General features: G+C 62.0%; 17 protein-coding genes and 1 tRNA gene. 2 read left to right on the top strand and 16 right to left on the bottom strand.

The window, feature by feature from the left end; all coding sequences use genetic code 11:
- From NKH12_RS25590 to rpsL, 4 genes are all read right to left on the bottom strand, one after another.
- A partial coding sequence (locus NKH12_RS25590; RefSeq protein WP_032936484.1) for a GTP-binding protein occupies positions 1 to 95 on the bottom strand: 95 nt, incomplete at its 3' end.
- A 66-nt stretch (positions 96 to 161) separates the two neighbouring features.
- The gene (gene fusA / locus NKH12_RS25585; RefSeq protein WP_292401133.1) at positions 162 to 2,252 is read right to left on the bottom strand and encodes an elongation factor G; all 2,091 of its coding nucleotides are present in this window, start codon (positions 2,250 to 2,252) and stop codon (positions 162 to 164) included.
- A gap of 30 nt (positions 2,253 to 2,282) precedes the next feature.
- Positions 2,283 to 2,753: a 30S ribosomal protein S7 gene (gene rpsG, locus NKH12_RS25580; protein WP_008875664.1), complete on the bottom strand. Its 471-nt coding sequence runs from the start codon at positions 2,751 to 2,753 to the stop codon at positions 2,283 to 2,285.
- An 85-nt stretch (positions 2,754 to 2,838) separates the two neighbouring features.
- Positions 2,839 to 3,210: a 30S ribosomal protein S12 gene (gene rpsL, locus NKH12_RS25575; protein WP_006333356.1), complete on the bottom strand. Its 372-nt coding sequence runs from the start codon at positions 3,208 to 3,210 to the stop codon at positions 2,839 to 2,841.
- Positions 3,211 to 3,673: 463 nt separating this feature from the next.
- Between rpsL and NKH12_RS25570 the strand changes: the two genes are divergently transcribed.
- Positions 3,674 to 3,955, top strand: coding sequence for a transcriptional regulator (locus NKH12_RS25570; RefSeq protein WP_352955695.1), 282 nt, complete (start codon positions 3,674 to 3,676; stop codon positions 3,953 to 3,955).
- A gap of 161 nt (positions 3,956 to 4,116) precedes the next feature.
- Positions 4,117 to 5,052, top strand: coding sequence for a Gfo/Idh/MocA family protein (locus NKH12_RS25565; protein ID WP_352955694.1), 936 nt, complete (start codon positions 4,117 to 4,119; stop codon positions 5,050 to 5,052).
- 351 nt (positions 5,053 to 5,403) lie between these two features.
- Here the strand turns inward: NKH12_RS25565 and rpoC are convergent, their stop codons facing one another.
- The 12 genes from rpoC to NKH12_RS25505 form a co-directional block, all read right to left on the bottom strand.
- On the bottom strand, positions 5,404 to 9,600 hold the full coding sequence (rpoC, locus tag NKH12_RS25560; protein WP_352955693.1) for a DNA-directed RNA polymerase subunit beta': 4,197 nt from the start codon (positions 9,598 to 9,600) through the stop codon (positions 5,404 to 5,406).
- A 258-nt stretch (positions 9,601 to 9,858) separates the two neighbouring features.
- Positions 9,859 to 13,995, bottom strand: coding sequence for a DNA-directed RNA polymerase subunit beta (gene rpoB, locus NKH12_RS25555; RefSeq protein WP_352955692.1), 4,137 nt, complete (start codon positions 13,993 to 13,995; stop codon positions 9,859 to 9,861).
- Between the two features lie 252 nt (positions 13,996 to 14,247).
- Positions 14,248 to 14,625 (bottom strand): 50S ribosomal protein L7/L12, encoded by a 378-nt coding sequence (gene rplL, locus NKH12_RS25550; RefSeq protein WP_023680442.1) that lies wholly within the window; start codon positions 14,623 to 14,625, stop codon positions 14,248 to 14,250.
- Between the two features lie 54 nt (positions 14,626 to 14,679).
- A complete protein-coding gene (gene rplJ / locus NKH12_RS25545) occupies positions 14,680 to 15,198 on the bottom strand; it encodes a 50S ribosomal protein L10 (RefSeq protein ID WP_023798119.1) in 519 nt (172 codons plus the stop codon).
- Positions 15,199 to 15,614: 416 nt separating this feature from the next.
- On the bottom strand, positions 15,615 to 16,313 hold the full coding sequence (gene rplA, locus NKH12_RS25540; protein ID WP_095494992.1) for a 50S ribosomal protein L1: 699 nt from the start codon (positions 16,311 to 16,313) through the stop codon (positions 15,615 to 15,617).
- Positions 16,314 to 16,317: 4 nt separating this feature from the next.
- Positions 16,318 to 16,746, bottom strand: a complete 429-nt coding sequence (gene rplK / locus NKH12_RS25535; RefSeq protein ID WP_029352163.1) for a 50S ribosomal protein L11 — start codon at positions 16,744 to 16,746, stop codon at positions 16,318 to 16,320.
- A 171-nt stretch (positions 16,747 to 16,917) separates the two neighbouring features.
- On the bottom strand, positions 16,918 to 17,445 hold the full coding sequence (gene nusG / locus NKH12_RS25530; RefSeq protein WP_006333333.1) for a transcription termination/antitermination protein NusG: 528 nt from the start codon (positions 17,443 to 17,445) through the stop codon (positions 16,918 to 16,920).
- A 27-nt stretch (positions 17,446 to 17,472) separates the two neighbouring features.
- Positions 17,473 to 17,676, bottom strand: coding sequence for a preprotein translocase subunit SecE (gene secE / locus NKH12_RS25525; protein ID WP_013531408.1), 204 nt, complete (start codon positions 17,674 to 17,676; stop codon positions 17,473 to 17,475).
- A 370-nt stretch (positions 17,677 to 18,046) separates the two neighbouring features.
- Positions 18,047 to 18,122: transfer RNA gene (locus NKH12_RS25520), tRNA-Trp, on the bottom strand.
- 109 nt (positions 18,123 to 18,231) lie between these two features.
- On the bottom strand, positions 18,232 to 18,711 hold the full coding sequence (locus NKH12_RS25515; RefSeq protein ID WP_352955691.1) for a group II truncated hemoglobin: 480 nt from the start codon (positions 18,709 to 18,711) through the stop codon (positions 18,232 to 18,234).
- A gap of 108 nt (positions 18,712 to 18,819) precedes the next feature.
- Positions 18,820 to 20,487: a COG3904 family protein gene (locus NKH12_RS25510; protein ID WP_502910846.1), complete on the bottom strand. Its 1,668-nt coding sequence runs from the start codon at positions 20,485 to 20,487 to the stop codon at positions 18,820 to 18,822.
- A gap of 159 nt (positions 20,488 to 20,646) precedes the next feature.
- Positions 20,647 to 20,740: EF-Tu C-terminal domain-related protein (locus NKH12_RS25505; protein ID WP_476738618.1), on the bottom strand; the 94-nt coding region annotated here is incomplete at its 5' end.

Here is a 20,740-nt window from a genome sequence, read left to right as displayed (position 1 = left end):
ATCGCCGCCGTCAGCGACGTCTTGCCATGATCGACATGGCCAATCGTGCCAATGTTCACATGAGGCTTTGTACGCTCGAATTTACCTTTTGCCATGTGATGTCTCCATTCCTGCTCGCCCGTGCGGGCTTTGAATTAAGTTAGCGCTGCAACCCGTTCTGGTTACGCGTATTTCTTCTGGACTTCCTGAGCGACCGCGGTCGGCACCGGCTCGTAGTGATCGAACTGCATCGTGTAGGCCGCGCGGCCCTGGCTCATCGAGCGCAGGTTGTCGACGTATTTGAACATGTTGGCGAGCGGCACCATCGCGTTGATAACCACCGCCACGCCACGGGCTTCCTGGCCCTGGATCTGGCCGCGACGGCCGTTCAGGTCGCCGATGACGCTGCCGACATAATCTTCCGGCGTCACCACTTCGACCTTCATGATCGGCTCGAGCAACTGCACGCCAAGCCTGGGCGCCGCTTCACGGAAGCAGGCACGGCCAGCGATTTCGAAGGCCAGAACGCTGGAATCCACGTCGTGGTAGGCACCATCGATCAGCGTCGCCTTGACGCCGATCATCGGGAAGCCGGCGAACGGGCCCGAGGTCATGACGCTGTTGATGCCCTTTTCGACACCGGGGATGTATTCCTTCGGCACAGCGCCGCCGACGATCTTCGTTTCGAACTGGAATTCGCTGCTTTCCGGATTCGGCTCGAAGAGGATCTTGACGCGGGCGAACTGACCGGTACCGCCGGTCTGCTTCTTGTGCGTGTAGTCCTGTTCTTGGCTGCGGGTAATCGTCTCGCGATAGGCCACCTGCGGCGCGCCGACATTGGCCTCAACCTTGAACTCGCGACGCATGCGGTCGACGATGATGTCGAGATGAAGTTCGCCCATGCCGGAAATGATCGTCTGGCCGCTCTCCTCGTCGGTCTTGACGCGGAAGGACGGATCCTCGGCGGCCAGGCGGTGAAGGGCGAGGCCCATCTTTTCCTGGTCGTTCTTGGTCTTCGGCTCAATGGCGATCTGGATGACCGGATCGGGGAATTCCATACGCTCGAGGATGACCGGATGCAGCGGATCACTGAGCGTGTCGCCGGTGGTCGTGTCCTTGAGGCCGGCCAGGGCGACGATATCGCCGGCAAAAGCCTCTTCGACGTCGGCGCGCGAGTTCGCATGCATCTGCAGCATGCGGCCGATGCGCTCTTTCTTGCCCTTGACCGTGTTGTCGACCGAGATGCCTTTGGTGAGCTTGCCGGAATAGATGCGGGCAAAGGTGAGCGAACCGACGAACGGGTCGTTCATGATCTTGAAGGCGAGCATCGACAGCGGCTCGTTGTCGTCGGCATGACGCTCGATCTCGGCATCGGTCTTGGCGTCGACGCCCTTGATGGCCGGAACATCGACCGGCGACGGCAGATATTCGACGACGGCGTCGAGCAGCGGCTGCACGCCCTTGTTCTTGAAGGCCGAGCCACAGAACATCGGATAGAACTTCACCGCAATGGTGCCCTTGCGGATCAGCGCGCGGATCTCGTCATTGCTCGGCATCTTGCCTTCGAGGTAATTCTCAAGCGCCGTCTCGTCCATTTCGACGGCGGCCTCGATCATCTTCTCACGGTATTCTTCCGCACGAGCCTTGAGGTCGGCAGGAATCTCGACGACGTCCCAGGCGGCGCCCAGCGTCTCGTCGCGCCAGACCAGCGCGTTCATCTCGACCAAGTCGACGACGCCCTTGAACTCGGTCTCGGCGCCGATCGGCAACTGCATGACGACGGCATGCGCGCCGAGGCGCGAACCGATCATCTCGACCGAGCGATAAAAGTCGGCGCCGATCTTGTCCATCTTGTTGCAGAAGATCATGCGCGGCACGCGGTACTTGTCGGCCTGACGCCAGACGGTCTCCGTCTGCGGCTCGACACCGGCATTGGCATCGAGCAGGGCAATGGCGCCGTCGAGCACGCGCAACGAACGCTCGACCTCGATGGTGAAGTCGACGTGGCCGGGCGTGTCGATGATGTTGAAGCGATGCATCTTGCCGTCACGAGCCTTCCAGAAGGTCGTGGTCGCGGCCGACGTGATGGTGATGCCGCGCTCCTGCTCCTGCTCCATCCAATCCATGGTGGCAGCGCCGTCATGGACTTCGCCGATCTTGTGCGACTTGCCCGTGTAGTAGAGGACGCGCTCGGTGGTCGTCGTCTTGCCGGCGTCGATATGCGCCATGATACCGAAATTGCGGTAATCTTCGATTTTATATTCGCGGGCCATGGGAGGTGCCTCTTCAGTCTCGTTCGCGCTTTACCAGCGGTAGTGCGCGAAGGCGCGGTTGGCTTCTGCCATCTTGTGGGTGTCTTCACGCTTCTTGACAGCGGTGCCGCGGTTGTTGGCCGCGTCCATCAGCTCGCCGGAGAGGCGGTCGACCATCGTGGTCTCGTTGCGATTGCGGGCGGCGGCGATCAGCCAGCGGATGGCCAGTGCCTGACGGCGCTCGGGGCGCACGTCGACCGGAACCTGGTAGGTGGCGCCACCGACGCGGCGCGAACGCACTTCCACATGCGGCGCGACATTGTCGAGCGCCTGATGGAAGACGGTGACCGGCTCCTGCTTGGTCTTGGACTGGACCTGATCAAGCGCGCCGTAGACGATGGTCTCGGCAACCGACTTCTTGCCGTCATACATGACGGCGTTCATGAACTTGGTGACGATCAGATCGCCGAACTTCGGGTCCGGGTTGATCTCACGCTTTTCTGCACTGTGACGACGGGACATTTTTTCTCTGCCTCAATTCTGCGTGGTGGCCTGGATCCCGGATCGTCGCCTGGCGCCGTCCGGGATGACCTTGGCTACGCTTCGGTCACTTCGGACGCTTGGCGCCGTATTTCGAACGGCGCTGCTTGCGGTTCTTCACACCCTGCGTGTCGAGCACGCCGCGGATGATATGGTAGCGGACGCCCGGAAGATCCTTGACGCGGCCGCCGCGGATCATCACCACCGAGTGTTCCTGAAGGTTGTGGCCTTCGCCGGGGATGTAGCCGATCACTTCAAAACCATTGGTCAGGCGGATCTTGGCCACCTTGCGCAGCGCCGAATTCGGCTTCTTCGGCGTCGTTGTGTAGACGCGCGTGCAGACGCCCCGCTTCTGCGGGTTCTGCTGCATGGCCGGGACCTTGTTGCGCTTCACCGGCGCAATGCGCGGTTTGCGGATCAGCTGGTTGACGGTAGGCATTAAACCCTCTTGTCTCTCAATTCCGTGTCTCGCCCGGTCAGGGCCGCTCAAAGCGTCATTTCCATACGCAAATTCGGGCCACAAACCGCGCCTCGCGGTCTTGCCCGAACAAATGGCAGAGGAAGCGGAAGCCGCTTCGTGCACGCCGGAAATGTCTTTTCGCTCGTAAAACGAACCCTGTTTGAGACAAACTCCAAAGCGTGTCGCTTCGGAAGTGAGAGCCTCACATCGGTTCTGACTGGGCAGGCTTCTACTCGCAAGCCTGTTGCCCGTCAACCCCGGAGCGCCAAATATTACGCCGAAACCGAGGCTTGGCAGCCATGCGAAAGGCGCATGTAATTTTCTTTCGCCATTTTGCAAGAGGAGGGAAGAAAGTGACCGGCTTTCGGCTGTTGCGCGGCCATGCTTCATGCGAAAAAGAGGCATGAACAGCGCAAATCCCCTCGCCCGGAGGAATCGGCCCGTGAACGACAACGATGAGCGCCCGGTCACCATCATTACCGGCCGGGCATGGAGAAGGAAGGGCGACAAGCCGGAAGGCGTCCACCTCATGCTGGTCGCGCCTGACGACGATTCGGCGGTGCGCCGCGCGCTCGAATCGCTCGCGGCCGAGGGTTACGCCGAGGCGGAGCTCGACCAGATCGGCGACCTGGATGGCGTGCCCGACGAAGAGCCGCACCTGTCGGCCTATCAGGGCGCGCTCGAAGGCGAAGTGTCGATCGTCACCTTCGACGTGCCAGCCTGAAGCGGGGCCAGTCTAAGGAGGGCCAGTTTAAGCGGGGCCAGTCTGAAGCGGGCCTATCTCGGCCCGCCGGGCGAGCCTCACGCGACTTGCCCGGCATTGGTTCTCTGCTAAGAGAACCACTCGCTGCCAGAGCAGTGCATTTCCAATCCATGGAGTCGCCCATGTCCTCGAACAGCAATCCTATCAAGCTCGGCATTGTCGGCGTGGGAAAGATCGTCCGCGACCAGCACCTGCCAGCCCTGGCGAAGGACCAGTCCTATCGCCTCACCGCCGCCGCCAGCCGGCACGGCAAGGTGGACGGCATCGCGAATTTTCCCGATATCGAGGCGATGCTCGACGCGGTGCCGGAGCTCGATGCTGTATCACTCTGCATGCCGCCGCAGTTCCGCTATGACGCCGCACGGACCGCGCTCGAAGCGAAAAAGCATGTCTTTTTGGAAAAGCCGCCCGGCGCCACGGTCAGCGAGGTCGAGGATTTGAAGGTGCTAGCGGCGGCAAACGGCGTCTCGCTGTTCGCCAGCTGGCATTCGCGCTATGCGCCGGCGGTCGAGGCTGCGCGCGATTTTCTCGGCTCGACCACGATCAGGTCGGCTGCCATTAACTGGAAAGAAGACGTGCGCCGCTGGCACCCGAACCAGGACTGGATCTGGGCTCCTGGCGGCTTCGGCGTGTTCGATCCTGGCATCAACGCGCTGTCGATTGCGACCCACATCCTTCCGGCAATGTTCATCACTTCGGCAATTCTCGATTTTCCCGAAAACCGTGCAGCCCCGATCGCTGCGCACATCGCCTTCCGCACCTCAAACGGCTTGCCGGTGACGATGGAACTCGACTGGCGCCAGACCGGCCCGCAAAGCTGGGAGATCCTGGCCGAGACGGACAAGGGCGCGATGGTGCTTTCGGGCGGCGGCTCAAAACTCGCGGTCGACGGCCGCGTCGTTCACGAGGAGCCGGAAGCCGAATATCCGATGCTCTACAGGCGTTTCGCAGAGATCGTGCGCGCCGGCGTTTCCGATGTCGATCTCGCCCCGCTCCAGCATGTCGCCGACGCCTTCATGCTCGGCAAGCGCGATGTGGTGGAAGCGTTTTACGATTAAGCCGCGGAGCTATAAGGAGTGGCCTTCGCTCCGGTCCTGACCATCTTGCAAGCGTCGCGCCGCCCCTCATCTGGCTGCCGCCATCTTCTCCCCGTGAACGGGGAGAAGGACGCCGTCATCAAAGATTTCGCCACTCTCCAGCGTCGCAGAAAGAGCGCCAAGGCTGCGGCCAGCTTCTTCCTCCCCGTTTACGGGGAGAAATGCCCGGCAGGGCAATGAGGGCGGCGCCGGACGATCAAAATAAGTCGCAACACTCGACGACGCCTCCTCCCAGTCCATCGCCAACTCAACACCCAAAAAGCCGCCGGGTTGCCCCGACGGCTTTGTTGCCTGAGATCTATACCGCCGCGCTTACTGCGCGGCGGAAGCCATGTCGGTCAGCATCGGATCGGCGACTTCGACGCCCGACGCCTTGCGGCGCTCGTCTATGATCAGCTCGTCGCGCGAGGTGGCGATGCGCCGGATCTGGCTCATCGTGCCGCCGGTGCCGGCCGGGATAAGACGGCCGACGATGACGTTTTCCTTCAGACCCTGCAGCATGTCGGTCTTGCCGGCAACTGCCGCTTCGGTCAGCACCCTGGTCGTCTCTTGGAAGGAGGCGGCCGAGATGAAGGACGGCGTCTGCAGCGAGGCCTTGGTGATGCCCAACAGCACCGGCTGGCCTTCGGCCGGCTTCTTGCCGTCCTCGACCAGGCGCTCGTTGACCTCTTCCAGCTCGATCACGTCGACGTGGTCGCCCGGAATGTAGGTCGAGTCGCCCTGCGTGGTGATCTCGACCTTCTGCAGCATCTGGCGAACGATCACTTCGATGTGCTTGTCGTTGATCGACACGCCCTGCAGTCGGTAGACCTCCTGGATCTCGTTGACGAGGTAGGAGGCAAGCGCCTCCACGCCCTTGATCGCCAGGATGTCGTGCGGCGCCGGATTGCCGTCGAGGATGTAGTCGCCCTTCTCGATGACGTCGCCGTCCTGGAGATGGAACGGCTTGCCCTTCGGGATCAGGTATTCGACCGGCTCAAGCGTCGAGTCATGCGGCTCGATGATGATGCGGCGCTTGTTCTTGTAGTCGCGGCCGAAACGGATCGTGCCGTCGATCTCGGCGATGATGGCGTGATCCTTCGGACGGCGTGCCTCGAACAGTTCGGCAACACGCGGCAGACCGCCGGTGATGTCCTTGGTCTTGGCGCTTTCCATCGGGATACGCGCCAGCACGTCGCCGGGGCGAACCTGTGCACCCGGCTCGACCGAAAGAATGGCCTCGACCGAGAGCAGGAAGCGAGCGTCGCCGCCCTTCGACAGCTTGCCGACCTTGCCCTTGGTGTCCTGGACGACGATCGCCGGCTTGAGGTCGTTGCCGCGTGGCGTCGAACGCCAGTCGATGACCTCGCGCTTGGTGATGCCGGTCGATTCGTCGGCCGTTTCCTGGACGGAAATGCCATCGACCAGATCCTCGAACGCCACCTTGCCCTCGATTTCGGTGAGGACCGGGCGGGTATAGGGATCCCACTCGGCGATGCGCTGGCCGCGCTTCACCTTGTCGCCATCGTCCACGAAGATGCGCGAACCATAGGTGACTCGGTGCGTGGCGCGCTCCTTGCCGGCCTCGTCGAGGATCAGCACCGCCATGTTGCGGCCCATGACCATCTGCTGGCCGTCGGAGTTGCGCACTACGTTGCGGTTGCGGATCTCGACCTTGCCCTCATACGAGGCTTCAAGGAACGACGAGTCCACCACCTGCGCTGTACCGCCCATGTGGAAGGTACGCATGGTGAGCTGGGTGCCCGGCTCGCCGATCGACTGCGCCGCGATGACGCCGACAGCCTCGCCCTGGTTGACCGGGGTGCCGCGGGCCAGATCGCGTCCGTAGCAGACCGCGCATACACCGACCCTGACGTCGCAGGTCAGCGCCGAGCGGATACGGACCGACTGGACGCCGGCCTGTTCGATCTGCTCGACGTCGCGTTCGTCCATCAGCGTTCCGGCCTTGACCAGAACCTCACCCGTGACCGGATGGGTGATGTCGTCGAGCGCCGTGCGGCCGAGGACGCGCTGGCCGACGGAAGCGACGACCTGGCCGGCATCGACGATCGGCTGCATGGTGAGGCCCTTGTCGGTGCCGCAGTCGACGGAGTTGACGATGCAGTCCTGCGCCACGTCGACCAGACGACGGGTGAGGTAACCCGAGTTCGCCGTCTTCAAGGCGGTGTCGGCCAGACCCTTGCGGGCGCCGTGGGTCGAGTTGAAGTACTCGAGCACGGTCAGGCCTTCCTTGAAGTTCGAGATGATCGGCGTCTCGATGATCTCACCGCTAGGCTTGGCCATCAGGCCACGCATACCGGCAAGCTGGCGCATCTGGGTGGGCGAGCCGCGCGCACCGGAGTGCGACATCATGTAAATCGAGTTCATCGGCTTTTGACGGCCATTGTCCTCGAACTCGACCGCCTTGATGCGCGCCATCATCTCGTCGGCGACCTTTTCCGAGCATTTGGCCCAGGCGTCGACGACCTTGTTGTACTTCTCGCCCTGCGTGATCAGACCGTCATTGTACTGCTGCTCGTATTCCTTGGCCAAAGCCTCGGTGTCGGAGACCAGCTTGATCTTGGCATCCGGGATCAGCATGTCGTCCTTGCCGAACGAAATGCCGGCGCGGCAGGCGTGGCTGAAGCCGAGGGCCATGATGCGATCGCAGAAAATGACCGTCTCCTTCTGACCGCAATGGCGGTAGACGGTGTCGATCATCTTGGAGATGTTCTTCTTGGTCATCTCCTGGTTGGCGGTCTCATAAGGCACGTTGACGTTCTTCGGCAGAAGCTCGCCGATGATCATGCGGCCGGGCGTGGTGTCGTAAATCTTCGACACGACCTTGCCGTCCGCATCGACCGTGCGGAAGCGGCCCTTGATCTTGGAGTGCAACGTCACCGCCTTGGTCTCGAGCGCGTGCTGGAGTTCGCCCATGTCGGCAAACACCATGCCCTCGCCCGGCTCATTCTGGTTGACGATCGAGAGATAGTAGAGACCCAGAACCATGTCCTGCGACGGCACGATGATCGGCGCGCCGGAAGCCGGGTGCAGGATGTTGTTGGTCGACATCATCAGCACGCGGGCTTCAAGCTGCGCTTCCAGCGACAGCGGCACGTGGACCGCCATCTGGTCGCCGTCGAAGTCGGCGTTAAAGGCTGTGCAGACCAGCGGGTGAAGCTGGATCGCCTTGCCTTCGATCAGGATCGGCTCGAACGCCTGGATGCCGAGGCGGTGCAGCGTCGGCGCACGGTTCAAGAGCACCGGATGCTCGCGGATGACCTCATCGAGGATATCCCAGACCTCCGGACGCTCCTTCTCGACCAGCTTCTTCGCCTGCTTGACGGTCGAGGAATAACCCTTGGCGTCGAGACGGGCATAAATGAAGGGCTTGAACAGTTCGAGCGCCATCTTCTTCGGCAGGCCGCACTGGTGCAGCTTGAGCTCCGGACCGGTGACGATGACCGAGCGGCCAGAATAGTCGACGCGCTTGCCGAGCAGGTTCTGGCGGAACCGGCCCTGCTTGCCCTTGAGCATGTCGGACAGCGACTTCAAGGGACGCTTGTTGGCGCCGGTGATCACGCGGCCGCGACGGCCATTGTCGAACAGCGCGTCGACGGCTTCCTGCAGCATGCGCTTTTCATTGCGCACGATGATGCCGGGCGCACGCAGCTCGATCAGCCGCTTCAGGCGGTTGTTGCGGTTGATGACGCGGCGATACAGATCGTTCAGATCCGACGTTGCGAAACGTCCACCATCAAGAGGAACCAGCGGGCGCAGGTCCGGCGGAATCACCGGAACCACCTTCATGATCATCCATTCCGGACGGTTGCCGGACTCCATGAAGTTCTCGACGACCTTGAGCCGCTTCACATACTTCTTCAGCTTGAGCTCGGCCGTGGTCGAAGCCAGCTCCGAACGCAGGTCGCCGGCGATCTTTTCCAGGTCCATGCCGGCCAGAAGGTCGTGGATGGCCTCGGCGCCGATCATGGCGGTGAAACTATCCTCGCCATATTCGTCGACGGCCATCATGTACTCTTCCTCGCTGAGGAGCTGGTGCTCCTTCAGCGCGGTGAGGCCAGGCTCGGTGACGATGTAGTTCTCGAAGTAGAGAACGCGCTCGATGTCCTTCAGCGTCATGTCGAGCAGCGTGCCGATACGCGACGGCAGCGACTTCAGGAACCAGATATGGGCGACGGGCGCGGCCAGTTCGATATGGCCCATGCGCTCGCGGCGGACGCGCGACAGCGTGACTTCGACGCCGCACTTCTCGCAGATGACGCCCTTGTACTTCATGCGCTTGTACTTGCCGCACAGGCACTCGTAGTCCTTGATCGGACCGAAAATGCGCGCGCAGAACAGGCCGTCACGCTCCGGCTTGAAGGTGCGGTAGTTGATGGTCTCCGGCTTCTTGATCTCGCCGAACGACCAGGACAGAATCTTCTCAGGGCTGGCGAGCGATATCCGGATGGAATCGAACACCTGCGCAGGCGCCTGGGGATTGAAGAGATTCATGACCTCTTGGTTCATGCCGTTCTCCTTTCGGGGTCATCGAAAACCCCTTGCATCTAGCGCGGGCCAAACGCCCGCCGACTTGGTCGGCCATCGGCCGAAGAAACTTCTTGTTTGAGCATGATCTTGGCCGAAAACCGGTAACCACTTTTCGGGATCATGCTCGGCGTGGGGGGGGGGGGGGGGGGGGCGGGCGCGCGCGGGCGCGCGGGGTGGGGGGGCGCGGGGGGGGGGCGCGGGCGGGGGCCCCCCCCCCCCCCCCCCCCCACGTCTTGCTTACTCGGCCGCGTCGGGCAGCCGGATCGGGTTGTCGTCGAGCTTGGTGTTCTCCAACTCGACATTGAGGCCGAGGGACCGCATTTCCTTGACCAGAACGTTGAAGCTCTCGGGGATGCCGGCCTCGAACGTGTCGTCGCCTCTGACGATCGCCTCGTAGACCTTGGTGCGGCCGGCGACGTCGTCCGACTTCACCGTCAGCATCTCCTGCAGCGTGTAGGCGGCGCCGTACGCTTCGAGCGCCCAGACCTCCATCTCGCCGAAGCGCTGGCCACCGAACTGCGCCTTGCCGCCCAGCGGCTGCTGGGTAACGAGCGAGTACGGCCCGATCGAACGCGCGTGGATCTTGTCGTCCACAAGGTGGTGAAGCTTGAGCATATATATGTAGCCCATCGTCACTTTGCGATCGAACGGCTCGCCGGTGCGTCCGTCATAGAGCTGCGACTGACCGCTGGTGTGCAGGCCCGCCTGCTCCAGCATGATGTTGATGTCGGCCTCGTGCGCGCCGTCGAACACCGGTGTCGCGATGGAGACGCCGCGTCGCATCTGCTCGCTGAGGCGAACGACGCTCTCGTCGTCATAGTCGCGGATCGGCTCGTTGCGGTCGTTGGCCGGCATGAAGCTCTCGAGCGTCTTGCGCAACGGCTTGATGTCGCCGCCTGTCTTGTACGCGTCGATCAGCTCGCCGATCTTCCTGCCCATGCCAGCGCAAGCCCAGCCCAGATGCGTTTCCAGGATCTGGCCGACATTCATGCGGCTCGGCACACCCAGCGGGTTGAGCACGATATCGGCATGCGTGCCGTCCTCGAGGAACGGCATGTCCTCGACCGGAACGATCCGCGACACGACACCCTTGTTGCCGTGCCGGCCGGCCATCTTGTCGCCGGGCTGCATCTTGCGCTTCACGGCCACGAAGACCTTGACCATCTTCATGACGCCGGGAGGCATCTCGTCGCCGCGCTGCACCTTCTCGACCTTGTCCATGAAGCGCTGTTCGAGCGCCTTCTTGGAATCGTCGTACTGGCCACGCAGGGCTTCCAGTTCGCTCTGGAGCTTTTCGTTCTCCACCGCAAACTGCCACCACTGCGAACGCGGATACTCGTCGAGCGTGTCCTTCGACAGCTTCGAGCCCTTCTTAAAGCCCTTCGGCCCGGCAATCGCGTCCTTGCCGACGAGTACGTCGGACAGGCGCGAATAGACGTTGCGGTCGAGGATCGCCTGCTCGTCGTCGCGGTCCTTGGCGAGGCGTTCGATCTCCTCGCGTTCGATCGCCATGGCGCGCTCGTCCTTCTCCACGCCGTGGCGATTGAAGACGCGCACTTCGACGACGGTGCCGAAGGTTCCGGGCGGCATGCGCATGGAGGTGTCACGCACGTCCGATGCCTTTTCGCCGAAGATGGCGCGTAGAAGCTTTTCTTCCGGCGTCATCGGGCTTTCGCCCTTCGGCGTGATCTTGCCGACCAGGATATCGCCCGGCTGCACTTCCGCACCGATATAGACGATGCCGGCCTCGTCGAGGTTTTTCAGCGCTTCTTCCGAGACGTTGGGAATGTCGCGCGTGATTTCCTCCGGCCCGAGCTTGGTGTCGCGCGCCATGACCTCGAACTCCTCGATATGGATCGAGGTGAAGACGTCGTCGGCGACGATGCGCTCGGACAAGAGGATCGAGTCCTCGTAGTTGTAGCCATTCCACGGCATGAACGCGACCAGCACGTTCCGGCCGAGCGCCAGATCGCCGAGTTCGGTCGACGGGCCGTCGGCGATGATGTCGCCCTTGTTGACCCGGTCCCCCATTCGCACCAGCGGACGCTGGTTGATGCAGGTGTTCTGGTTCGAACGCTGGAACTTCATCAGCCGGTAGATGTCGACGCCCGACTTGCCGGGATCGAGATCTTCCGTGGCGCGGATGACGATACGCGTCGCGTCCACCTGGTCGACGATGCCGCCGCGGCGGGCGCCGATGGCGGCGCCCGAGTCACGGGCGACGATCGGCTCCATGCCGGTGCCGACAAACGGCGCTTCGGCGCGCACCAGCGGCACGGCCTGACGCTGCATGTTCGAGCCCATCAGGGCGCGGTTGGCGTCGTCGTTCTCGAGGAACGGGATCAGGGCCGCCGCCACCGACACCATCTGCTTTGGCGACACGTCCATCAGATCGACGTTTTCGCGCGGCGCCATCATCACTTCGCCGGCGTTGCGGCAAATGACGAATTCGTCGACGAACCCACCGTTCTTGTCGAGCTCGGCATTGGCCTGCGCGACGTGGTGTTTGGCCTCTTCCATCGCCGACAGATAGACGACCTCATTGGTCAGCTTGCCGTTGACGATCTTGCGGTACGGGCTCTCGATGAAGCCGTATTTGTTGACACGCGCGAAGGTGGCCAGCGAGTTGATCAGACCGATGTTCGGGCCTTCCGGCGTCTCGATCGGGCAGATGCGGCCGTAATGCGTCGGGTGCACGTCGCGCACCTCGAAACCGGCGCGCTCGCGGGTCAGACCACCGGGGCCAAGCGCCGAGAGACGGCGCTTGTGGGTGATCTCCGACAGCGGGTTGGTCTGGTCCATGAACTGCGACAGCTGCGAGGAACCGAAGAACTCGCGCACGGCGGCAGCCGCCGGCTTGGCGTTGATCAGGTCCTGCGGCATCACCGTGTCGATCTCGATCGAGGACATGCGCTCCTTGATCGCGCGCTCCATGCGCAGCAGGCCGACGCGGTATTGGTTCTCCATCAGCTCGCCGACCGAGCGCACGCGGCGATTGCCGAGATTGTCGATGTCGTCGATCTCGCCCTTGCCGTCGCGCAGTTCGACCAGCGTCTTGACCACCGCCAGGATGTCGTCCTTGCGCAGCACGCGCACGGTGTCCTCGGCCTTGAGCTCGAGGCGCATGTTCATCTTGACGCGCCCGACGGCCGACAGATCATAGCGCTCGCTGTCGAAGAACAGCGAGTTGAACATGGCTTCGGCGGTTTCGAGCGTCGGCGGCTCGCCGGGGCGCATGACGCGGTAGATGTCGAACAGCGCGTCCTGGCGGCTCTCGTTCTTGTCGACGTTGAGCGTGTTGCGGATATAGGCGCCGACATTGACGTGGTCGATGTCGAGAACCTTGATCTCGTCGTCGCCGGCGGCGAGAAGCACCTTCAGCGTCTTTTCGTCGATCTCGTCGCCTGCTTCGAGGAAAATCTCGCCGGTCGCGTAGTTGACGATGTCCTCGGCAAGGTAGTTGCCGAGCAGATCCTCGTCGGTCGCCTTGATCGCTTTGAGACCCTTTTCGCCAAGCGCCCTGGCCTGGCGGGCAGTGATCTTCTTGCCGGCCTCGACGACGACCTCATTGGTATCTGCATCGATCAGGTCGCCAACCGCCTTGAGGCCGCGGAAACGCTCGACGTTGAACGGGATACGCCAATGGTCGCCGGCGCGCTTGTAGGTGATCTTGTTGTAGAAGGTCGACAGGATCTCCTCGCCGTCCATGCCGAGCGCCATCAACAGCGACGACACCGGAATCTTGCGGCGGCGGTCGATGCGGGCGTGCACGACGTCCTTCGAGTCGAACTCGATGTCGAGCCACGAACCGCGATAGGGGATGACCCGCGCGGCAAACAGCAGCTTGCCGGAGGAGTGCGACTTGCCCTTGTCATGGTCGAAGAAGACGCCCGGCGAACGGTGCATCTGCGAGACGATGACACGCTCGGTGCCGTTGACGATGAAGGTGCCGTTCAAGGTCATGAGCGGCATGTCGCCCATGTAGACGTCCTGCTCCTTGATGTCCTTGATCGACTTGGCGCCGGTATCCTCGTCGATATCGAACACGATGAGGCGCAGCGTCACCTTGAGTGGCGCGGCATAGGTCAGGTCGCGCTGACGGCATTCGTCAACGTCGAACTTCGGTGCTTCGAACTCGTACTTCACGAATTCCAGCATCGAGGAGCCGGAAAAGTCGGAGATCGGGAAGACCGATTTGAAAACCGCCTGCAGTCCCTCGTCAGGACGCCCGCCCTTGGGCTCCTCGACCATCAGGAACTGGTCATAGGATGCCTTCTGAACCTCGATCAGGTTCGGCATCTCCGCAACTTCCGGAATCTTTCCGAAGAATTTGCGTACGCGTCTGCGGCCATTGAAAGTTTGTGTCTGGGCCATCGTCGCTCCTTAGCTCTAAACTCGGGGCGAACCTCGCCGCGGCTCGCCTTGCATTCTCGGCCACCTCGGCGGCGGCCTTTATTTGTTCACCCGCCACCTGTCGGTGGCCGGCCAAAACGGGAGAAAACCCGTTTCCTGAAGGCCGGTTTACGGTCCTCAGGAAAGAGGTTTTCGTACTCTTCGCGTTACGCAGCCTCCCTTCGCGCCAAGGGAGTGGCGGACGGCGCGAAGCCGCCCGCCGATATCAAACGCTTACTTCAGTTCGACCTTGGCGCCGGCTGCTTCCAGCTGGGCCTTGAACTTGTCCGCGTCGGCCTTGGAAACAGCTTCCTTGACCGGCTTCGGAGCCGCCTCGACCAGATCCTTGGCTTCCTTGAGGCCAAGACCGGTGATGGCGCGAACTTCCTTAATAACGTTGATCTTCTGAGCGCCCGCCTCGGTGAGGACGACGTCGAATTCCGTCTTTTCCTCGACCGGAGCAGCAGCGGCCGCAGCACCGCCAGCGGCGGCAACCGCCACCGGAGCAGCGGCGGAAACGCCCCACTTTTCTTCCAGAAGCTTCGAAAGCTCGGCCGCCTCAAGGACGGTCAGCTTCGAAAGGTCGTCTACGATCTTTGCCAGATCAGCCATTGCAATATTCCTTCATAAGGTTCGAACGTGTGTTTGTGATAGCGAGGAACGGCCTCATGCCGCCTCGTCCTTCCGGGCGTAAGCGCCGATGACACGCGCGACCGAAGCCGCAGGCGCATTGACGATCTGGGCGATCCGGGTTGCCGGCGTGGCGATCATGCCAACCAGCCTGGCGCGCAGCTCATCGAGCGACGGAAGTGTGGCGAGTGCCTTCACACCGTCGGCGTTGAGCGAGGTGGTGCCCATTGCGCCGCCGAGAATGACGAGCTTGTCATTTCCCTTGGCGAAATCGGACGCGACCTTCGGCGCCGCAATCGGATCCTCCGAATAGGCGATCAGCGTCTGTCCCTTGAACAGGTCGATGATCGATGCGGAGTCCGTGCCCTGAAGAGCGATTTTGGCGAGACGGTTCTTCGCGACTTTGACGGTGCCACCGGCGACACGCATTTTCGACCGAAGGTCGTTCATTTGCGCGACGGTGATACCGGCGTAGTGGGCCACGACGACTGAACCAGCGCCCGAAAACGCTTCATTCAGGCCCGTGACGAGTTCGCGTTTTTCCGCTCTGTCCACTGCCTATCTCCAGTTGACCCCAATCCTGTTAACGGGAACATTCCCATTACGAGGACAGGCGTCGGGTTGCCTTTTTGCCGGCCGGGCCATCCAGTAACGGATCTCCCGAACGACGCTCGAGGATCCTGCCCCCTTTCGCCACACCAGCCGGCAAGCCGAATGGTGCGCAGACAAAAGGCAAACACGGTTCGAACCTTTCATTGGAGCATGTCGCTCCGTTGTCGGGTCTTCACCCGTCTCATGCAGGCCCACATGAATTAAGGCCCCCACTTGAACCAAGGCTTGGGGCCGCCCGCAATCTCGGACAGGATGTCCGGAAGTCTTTCAACTTCCGGTACCGGGCCGCCGAGATAAATCGGAGGCCCGGAATTCTATTTGCGGATCAGCCCTTTAGCGGCCGATCCAAATGGTTCGTATCAGGACGCCGCCAGCGTCGAGACGTCGAGCTTGAGACCAGGGCCCATCGTCGAGGTGACCGACACCTTCTTGACGTAGTTGCCCTTGGCGCCAGCCGGCTTCGCCCTGTTCACCGCGTCGGCGAAGGCGCGGACATTCTCCTCCAGCGCCTTGACGTCGAACGAGATCTTGCCGACGCCACCATGAACGATGCCGGCCTTCTCGACGCGGAACTCGACCGCGCCGCCCTTCGATGCCTTGACGGCCGCGGTAACGTCGGTGGTGACAGTGCCGACCTTCGGGTTCGGCATCATGCCGCGCGGGCCGAGCACCTTACCTAGACGGCCGACCAGCGGCATCATATCCGGCGTGGCGATGCAGCGATCGAAGTCGATCGTGCCCTTCTGGACGATGTCGACCAGATCCTCGGCGCCAACGATATCGGCGCCGGCCGCCTTGGCTTCCTCGGCCTTGTCGCCACGCGCGAAAACGGCGACGCGGACGGTACGGCCGGTGCCGTTCGGCAGATTGACCACGCCACGGACCATCTGGTCGGCATGGCGCGGGTCGACACCCAGGTTCATCGCGATTTCAACGGTCTCGTCGAACTTCACCGAGGACCGGTCCTTGAGCAGCTTCAGCGCATCACCCAAGGCATAGGCTTTGTTGGGATCGATGCCTTCGCGGGTCTTCGATACACGCTTTGCAATCTTTGCCATGATCTCAGCCCACCACTTCCAGACCCATCGAGCGGGCGGAGCCCTCGACCATGCGCATGGCCCCCTCGATATCGGTTGCGTTCAGATCCTTCATCTTCTGCTCGGCGATGGCGCGCACCTTGTCGCGGCCAATCGTGCCGGCCTTGACCTTGCCCGGCTCCTTTGAGCCCGACTTCAGGTTCGCGGCCTTCTTCAGGAAGTAGCTCACCGGTGGCGTCTTCATGACGAAGGTGAACGACTTGTCCTGGTAGTAGGTGATGACGACCGGAATCGGCGATCCCTTTTCCATTTCCTGGGTCTGCGCGTTGAACGCCTTGCAGAACTCCATGATGTTGATGCCGCGCTGACCAAGCGCCGGTCCGATCGGGGGCGACGGCGTAGCCGAGCCCGCGGAAACCTGGAGCTTGAGCTGGCCTGCAATTTTCTTAGCCATCTCTTTCCTGCCTTTGTCTCATGCCGGCCCCAAATCTGGGCAACACCGGCGGTTGCAGTCTGGTGGTGCGGTTCCTGTGGCCGGCTAAAGCCGCATTCGCCTCCCACCCGCTTTGGCCGCGATTTGCACGCCGCCTCCCCTCACCGCCGCATGGGCGACAAGGGTTTCTGATCAGCCCTTTTCGACCTGTCCGAATTCGAGATCGACCGGCACGGCGCGCCCGAAGATCGAAACTTCCACTTTGAGCCGCGCCCGCTCCTCGTCCACTTCCTGGACGAAACCGTTGAACGACGCGAACGGGCCGTCCGAGACGCGGATCGCTTCGCCGATCTCGAAAGTGACCGACGGCTTCGGCCGCTCGACGCCTTCCTGCACCTGGTTCAGGATGCGCTGCGCCTCGGCCTCGGTGATCGGCACCGGCTTCGAGTCGCCCAAGAAGCCGGTGACCTTCGGCGTGTTCTTCACGAGCGAGAACACCGCGTCGGTCAGGTTGGCCTTCAGGAGCACGTAGCCAGGGAAGAACTTGCGCTCGGCATCGACCTTGCGGCCGCGGCGTATCTCGACGACTTTCTCGGTCGGCACCACGATCTGCTCGATGTCAGCGGACAGGCCCTTCTGCTTGGCCTTGTTCTCGATATCCTCAGCGACCTTTTTTTCAAAGTTCGAATAGGCGTGGACGATGTACCACCGCGCAGTCATCTCAAGACTTCTCCGTAATCGCCGGACTTAGCGTCCAATGCCCAAAATCTGCTCGACCGCGAGGCCCATGAGCTGATCGGCAGTAAAGAAAAAGATCATCGCGATCACAGCGAACGCCAGAACCATCACCGTCGAGATCATCGTCTCGCGACGCGACGGCCAGGTCACCTTGGCGGTCTCCGCGCGAACCTGCTGGAGAAAGACGAAAGGATTTGTGGTTTTCGAAGCCATGTGCCGCCTGTCTGCAAGACCCGTTGACCGGATCTCCTGGATGATCCCGCTGGCCGGGATGTGCCGCCTGAGCCTGTGTTCGCGCCGAATCAGCGCGATCATTTCGCCCATGCAAATCGGACGCGTAAAGCCGGCTTCCCAGCTCCACGCGTCGCGTGTCTGTTTCGTCTACATAAAACCGATTCTTGATCCACGCAAGTGGCAAGTGTCCGCTTTATGCCAAACGCCGCCTCGGAACCATCCAGTCGTCCCGTCCCGGCTATGGAGGTCTTATGCTTCAAAACAACCTATATGGCAAGCCACCGCGCGATTTTCAAAGGGCCGATGCGTGGAGGACCAGACATTTTCCATGAATTGGCCATTTCGAAAATGGCACGGGCAGCAGGGCTCGAACCTACGACCTGCGGTTTTGGAGACCGCCGCTCTACCAACTGAGCTATGCCCGTATCGTGCGCATGTCGGCGCAGCAGGCGCTTCCTAAAAGCTTCCGCGCGCTCTGTAAAGAGCGGCGTACGGGGATAGGCAGTGGAAAACAGAGAGTTCCGCAGCTGCCCGTTATTCGCCGCTCGGCTTGTACGGCCCGCCGGGCACGCCCCAGCCCCGGGCCGGCATCGGCTCGGTCTCGAGATCGCAGGTTTCGCCAAGGTTGGAATTCATCTTGGCCAGCCGCGATCCCCATTCGACATAGGCCATGAAAGCCGAGCGGAATTCCGGATCGTCGGGCAGCCCGACTTCATCGGCGGCATCAGCGAGCAGATTGATCCAGCGGCGGCGCTGTTCCTCGCTCAGATGCTTGCCGAGATGGTGCATCACCATCTGGCGGTGGCCACCATGGTTTTCGCTGTACGTCTTCGGTCCACCAAAGACCTCGCCGATGAAGGCCGCGACATGGGCGGGATAGTCGGGCGCCATGTTCTGAACACCGGGCCGACGATGGAAATCCCTAGACACCTTGTCGTAGAAGGTTTGGGTCAGGCGATTCAGCGCTCCTGTACCGCCGGCCCATTCGAACAATGTCGGGATATCCTGGCTCATCTCGTCCTCGACTGGGCGGACTGTCATTAGTTTCGGACGATAGCGGAACTATCGAACGTTGCTCAACCTGCCTCGATGGCCAGTTTGGACCGGCTGCGTGGCTGCGCCTTACAACTTGACCGGCGCCTCGGCCTGAACCTCGGACGTCGACACGACGCGGCAATTCTCTGGCACTGGCTCCGACTTGCAGATGGTCGGACCGGTAAATTCATCGACCGATTCAAACCCGGTCGTCAGCCCGATTTTCAGCATCATGTCGGGTTCGAGCTGCCGATGGCGCGAGGCCGGCACCGACCGCATTGCCACCAGCAGACCGGATCCGACCGCCATGTCTTTGAGATAGGTTTTGACCCGCTGCTCCATGTCAATCGAATGCACGGTCAACTGCGCGCGAGGACCGACAAGGCGCCTGACACCGCCGGCAAGCATGATCGGACAGGCCGCGCCGCACTCGCCGCTCGCATCGATTGTCAGTCCGACATAGACGCCATCCTCGGCGGTGCAATCCGCTTTGTCCGGCTCGCATCCAATGAAGTCCGTCCGCGCCACCGCCACGTCGAGCTTGTGTTCTCGGATCAGCCTTCCGGCGGCCAGAGCGCCGAGCACGTCGCCTCCCGGCGAGTTGATCACCACGGGCAGTCGCCGATCACCGATCGTGTCCAGCAGTTGGCGCAGCCGTTCCGGCGTTTGAGCGCTGATGGTGCCTTCCGCCGAGATCCATTCGGGACAGTTGGGATCGCAGAGAAAACTCCTGCCGCGAACCAGAACGAAGTGCATATCTCCGACATCGGCCCGCTGCACGGTTTCGGGTTCGATCGACGCGGCGGGAACGGACTTGGCGTACGCCACCACGTCGCCGGCCGGCGCCGGTATTTCCCTGCAGTTCGCGGCCACCGGATCGGTGCTGCATAGGGTTGGCGCGGTCAACAGGTCGACAGCATCCAGGCTAGTCACCAGCCGCGCCTGCAGCATGTCGTAGGGAGCCAGTTGCTGGATGCTGCTGGCCGGCGTGTTCTTCATCGTCTCGAGTACCGCCTGGCCGACGCCCATTTCCTTCAGATAGGCCGCCAGTCTTTTCTCCACCGACTTGCTCATCTCGTAGGTCTTGTAGCTGCCGGCGTTCTTGCGGCCGACGATCTTCTTGCTGAGGATTTTCTTCTTGCCTCTAACCACGCGATAGGTGGTCCGGTACTGCAATTTCGTGCGGATGTAGGTCGTGGTGATCTGATGAACGCCGAGATAGGCCCATTGCCCGACCACGCGCCTGATGCCGCCGGCAAACATCAGCGGACAAGCGGAATTACAGATGGCGCCGCTGGCATGGGCATTGCCGAAATAGCGAGCGCCCTTGCCGTGGTTTTCCTTGCAGTCCTTGGCATCGGGCCGGCACCCGGTGAACCAGGTTTTGCCGACCGCGATATCGAGTTTGTTCTTGCGGAGCAGCCGGCCAAGCGCCAGCGCCGCTTCGACGTTGCCGCCGGGAGAGTCCACGACAACGGGCAGTTTTCGGCCGCCGAGGGCCTTGAGCGTGCGTTTGAACAGGGCCGGCGTGCCGGCTTCAATCGAGCCTTCAGCGGATATCCATTCCGGGCAGGTCGGTTCGCAACCAGGCGCGCTGCTGCGGACGACGACAAACCGCATCGTCGGGCCAAGATCCGGCCCGGATTTTTTGGTGTTCGCCGCGAAGGCAGCGTGTTCCATCACAAGGAACGACGCTAGGCAGATCACGCCAAACATCCACCGTGTCTGGCCATTCAGACGGTGCCATGGAACCATTCGGGCAAGCCCCCCGCAATGCAAGCTATACTAGTTAAGCTTTGAAGGCTTGCAACAGGGTTTTGCGACGACGCCGCAGGCGCCGGCTGTACCCAAAAAAGCAAAAAGGGCGGCCCGTAGACCGCCCTTCCCTGTCGATGCGACAAATGCCGGCGTCGATTACTCTTTGATGGTGACGACGATGCCGGCACCGACGGTGCGGCCGCCTTCACGGATGGCGAAGCGCAGCTTCTCTTCCATGGCGATCGGCACG

This window comes from Mesorhizobium sp. M1322 (assembly GCF_040318085.1).
In the GTDB taxonomy this organism is placed as follows: domain Bacteria; phylum Pseudomonadota; class Alphaproteobacteria; order Rhizobiales; family Rhizobiaceae; genus Mesorhizobium.
This window is presented reverse-complemented; position numbering and strand designations above follow the sequence as displayed.

Excerpts from the sequence above, each read along its gene's own strand:
- rplA (WP_095494992.1), bottom strand. The coding sequence starts at position 16,313 with ATGGCAAAGATTGCAAAGCGTGTATCGAAGACCCGCGAAGGCATCGAT.
- NKH12_RS25565 (WP_352955694.1), top strand. The coding sequence starts at position 4,117 with ATGTCCTCGAACAGCAATCCTATCAAGCTCGGCATTGTCGGCGTGGGA.
- secE (WP_013531408.1), bottom strand. The coding sequence starts at position 17,676 with ATGGCTTCGAAAACCACAAATCCTTTCGTCTTTCTCCAGCAGGTTCGC.
- NKH12_RS25510 (WP_502910846.1), bottom strand. The coding sequence starts at position 20,487 with ATGGTTCCATGGCACCGTCTGAATGGCCAGACACGGTGGATGTTTGGC.
- NKH12_RS25515 (WP_352955691.1), bottom strand. The coding sequence starts at position 18,711 with ATGAGCCAGGATATCCCGACATTGTTCGAATGGGCCGGCGGTACAGGA.
- nusG (WP_006333333.1), bottom strand. The coding sequence starts at position 17,445 with ATGACTGCGCGGTGGTACATCGTCCACGCCTATTCGAACTTTGAAAAA.
- rplL (WP_023680442.1), bottom strand. The coding sequence starts at position 14,625 with ATGGCTGATCTGGCAAAGATCGTAGACGACCTTTCGAAGCTGACCGTC.
- rpsG (WP_008875664.1), bottom strand. The coding sequence starts at position 2,753 with ATGTCCCGTCGTCACAGTGCAGAAAAGCGTGAGATCAACCCGGACCCG.
- fusA (WP_292401133.1), bottom strand. The coding sequence starts at position 2,252 with ATGGCCCGCGAATATAAAATCGAAGATTACCGCAATTTCGGTATCATG.
- rpoB (WP_352955692.1), bottom strand. The coding sequence starts at position 13,995 with ATGGCCCAGACACAAACTTTCAATGGCCGCAGACGCGTACGCAAATTC.
- rpoC (WP_352955693.1), bottom strand. The coding sequence starts at position 9,600 with ATGAACCAAGAGGTCATGAATCTCTTCAATCCCCAGGCGCCTGCGCAG.
- rpsL (WP_006333356.1), bottom strand. The coding sequence starts at position 3,210 with ATGCCTACCGTCAACCAGCTGATCCGCAAACCGCGCATTGCGCCGGTG.
- rplK (WP_029352163.1), bottom strand. The coding sequence starts at position 16,746 with ATGGCTAAGAAAATTGCAGGCCAGCTCAAGCTCCAGGTTTCCGCGGGC.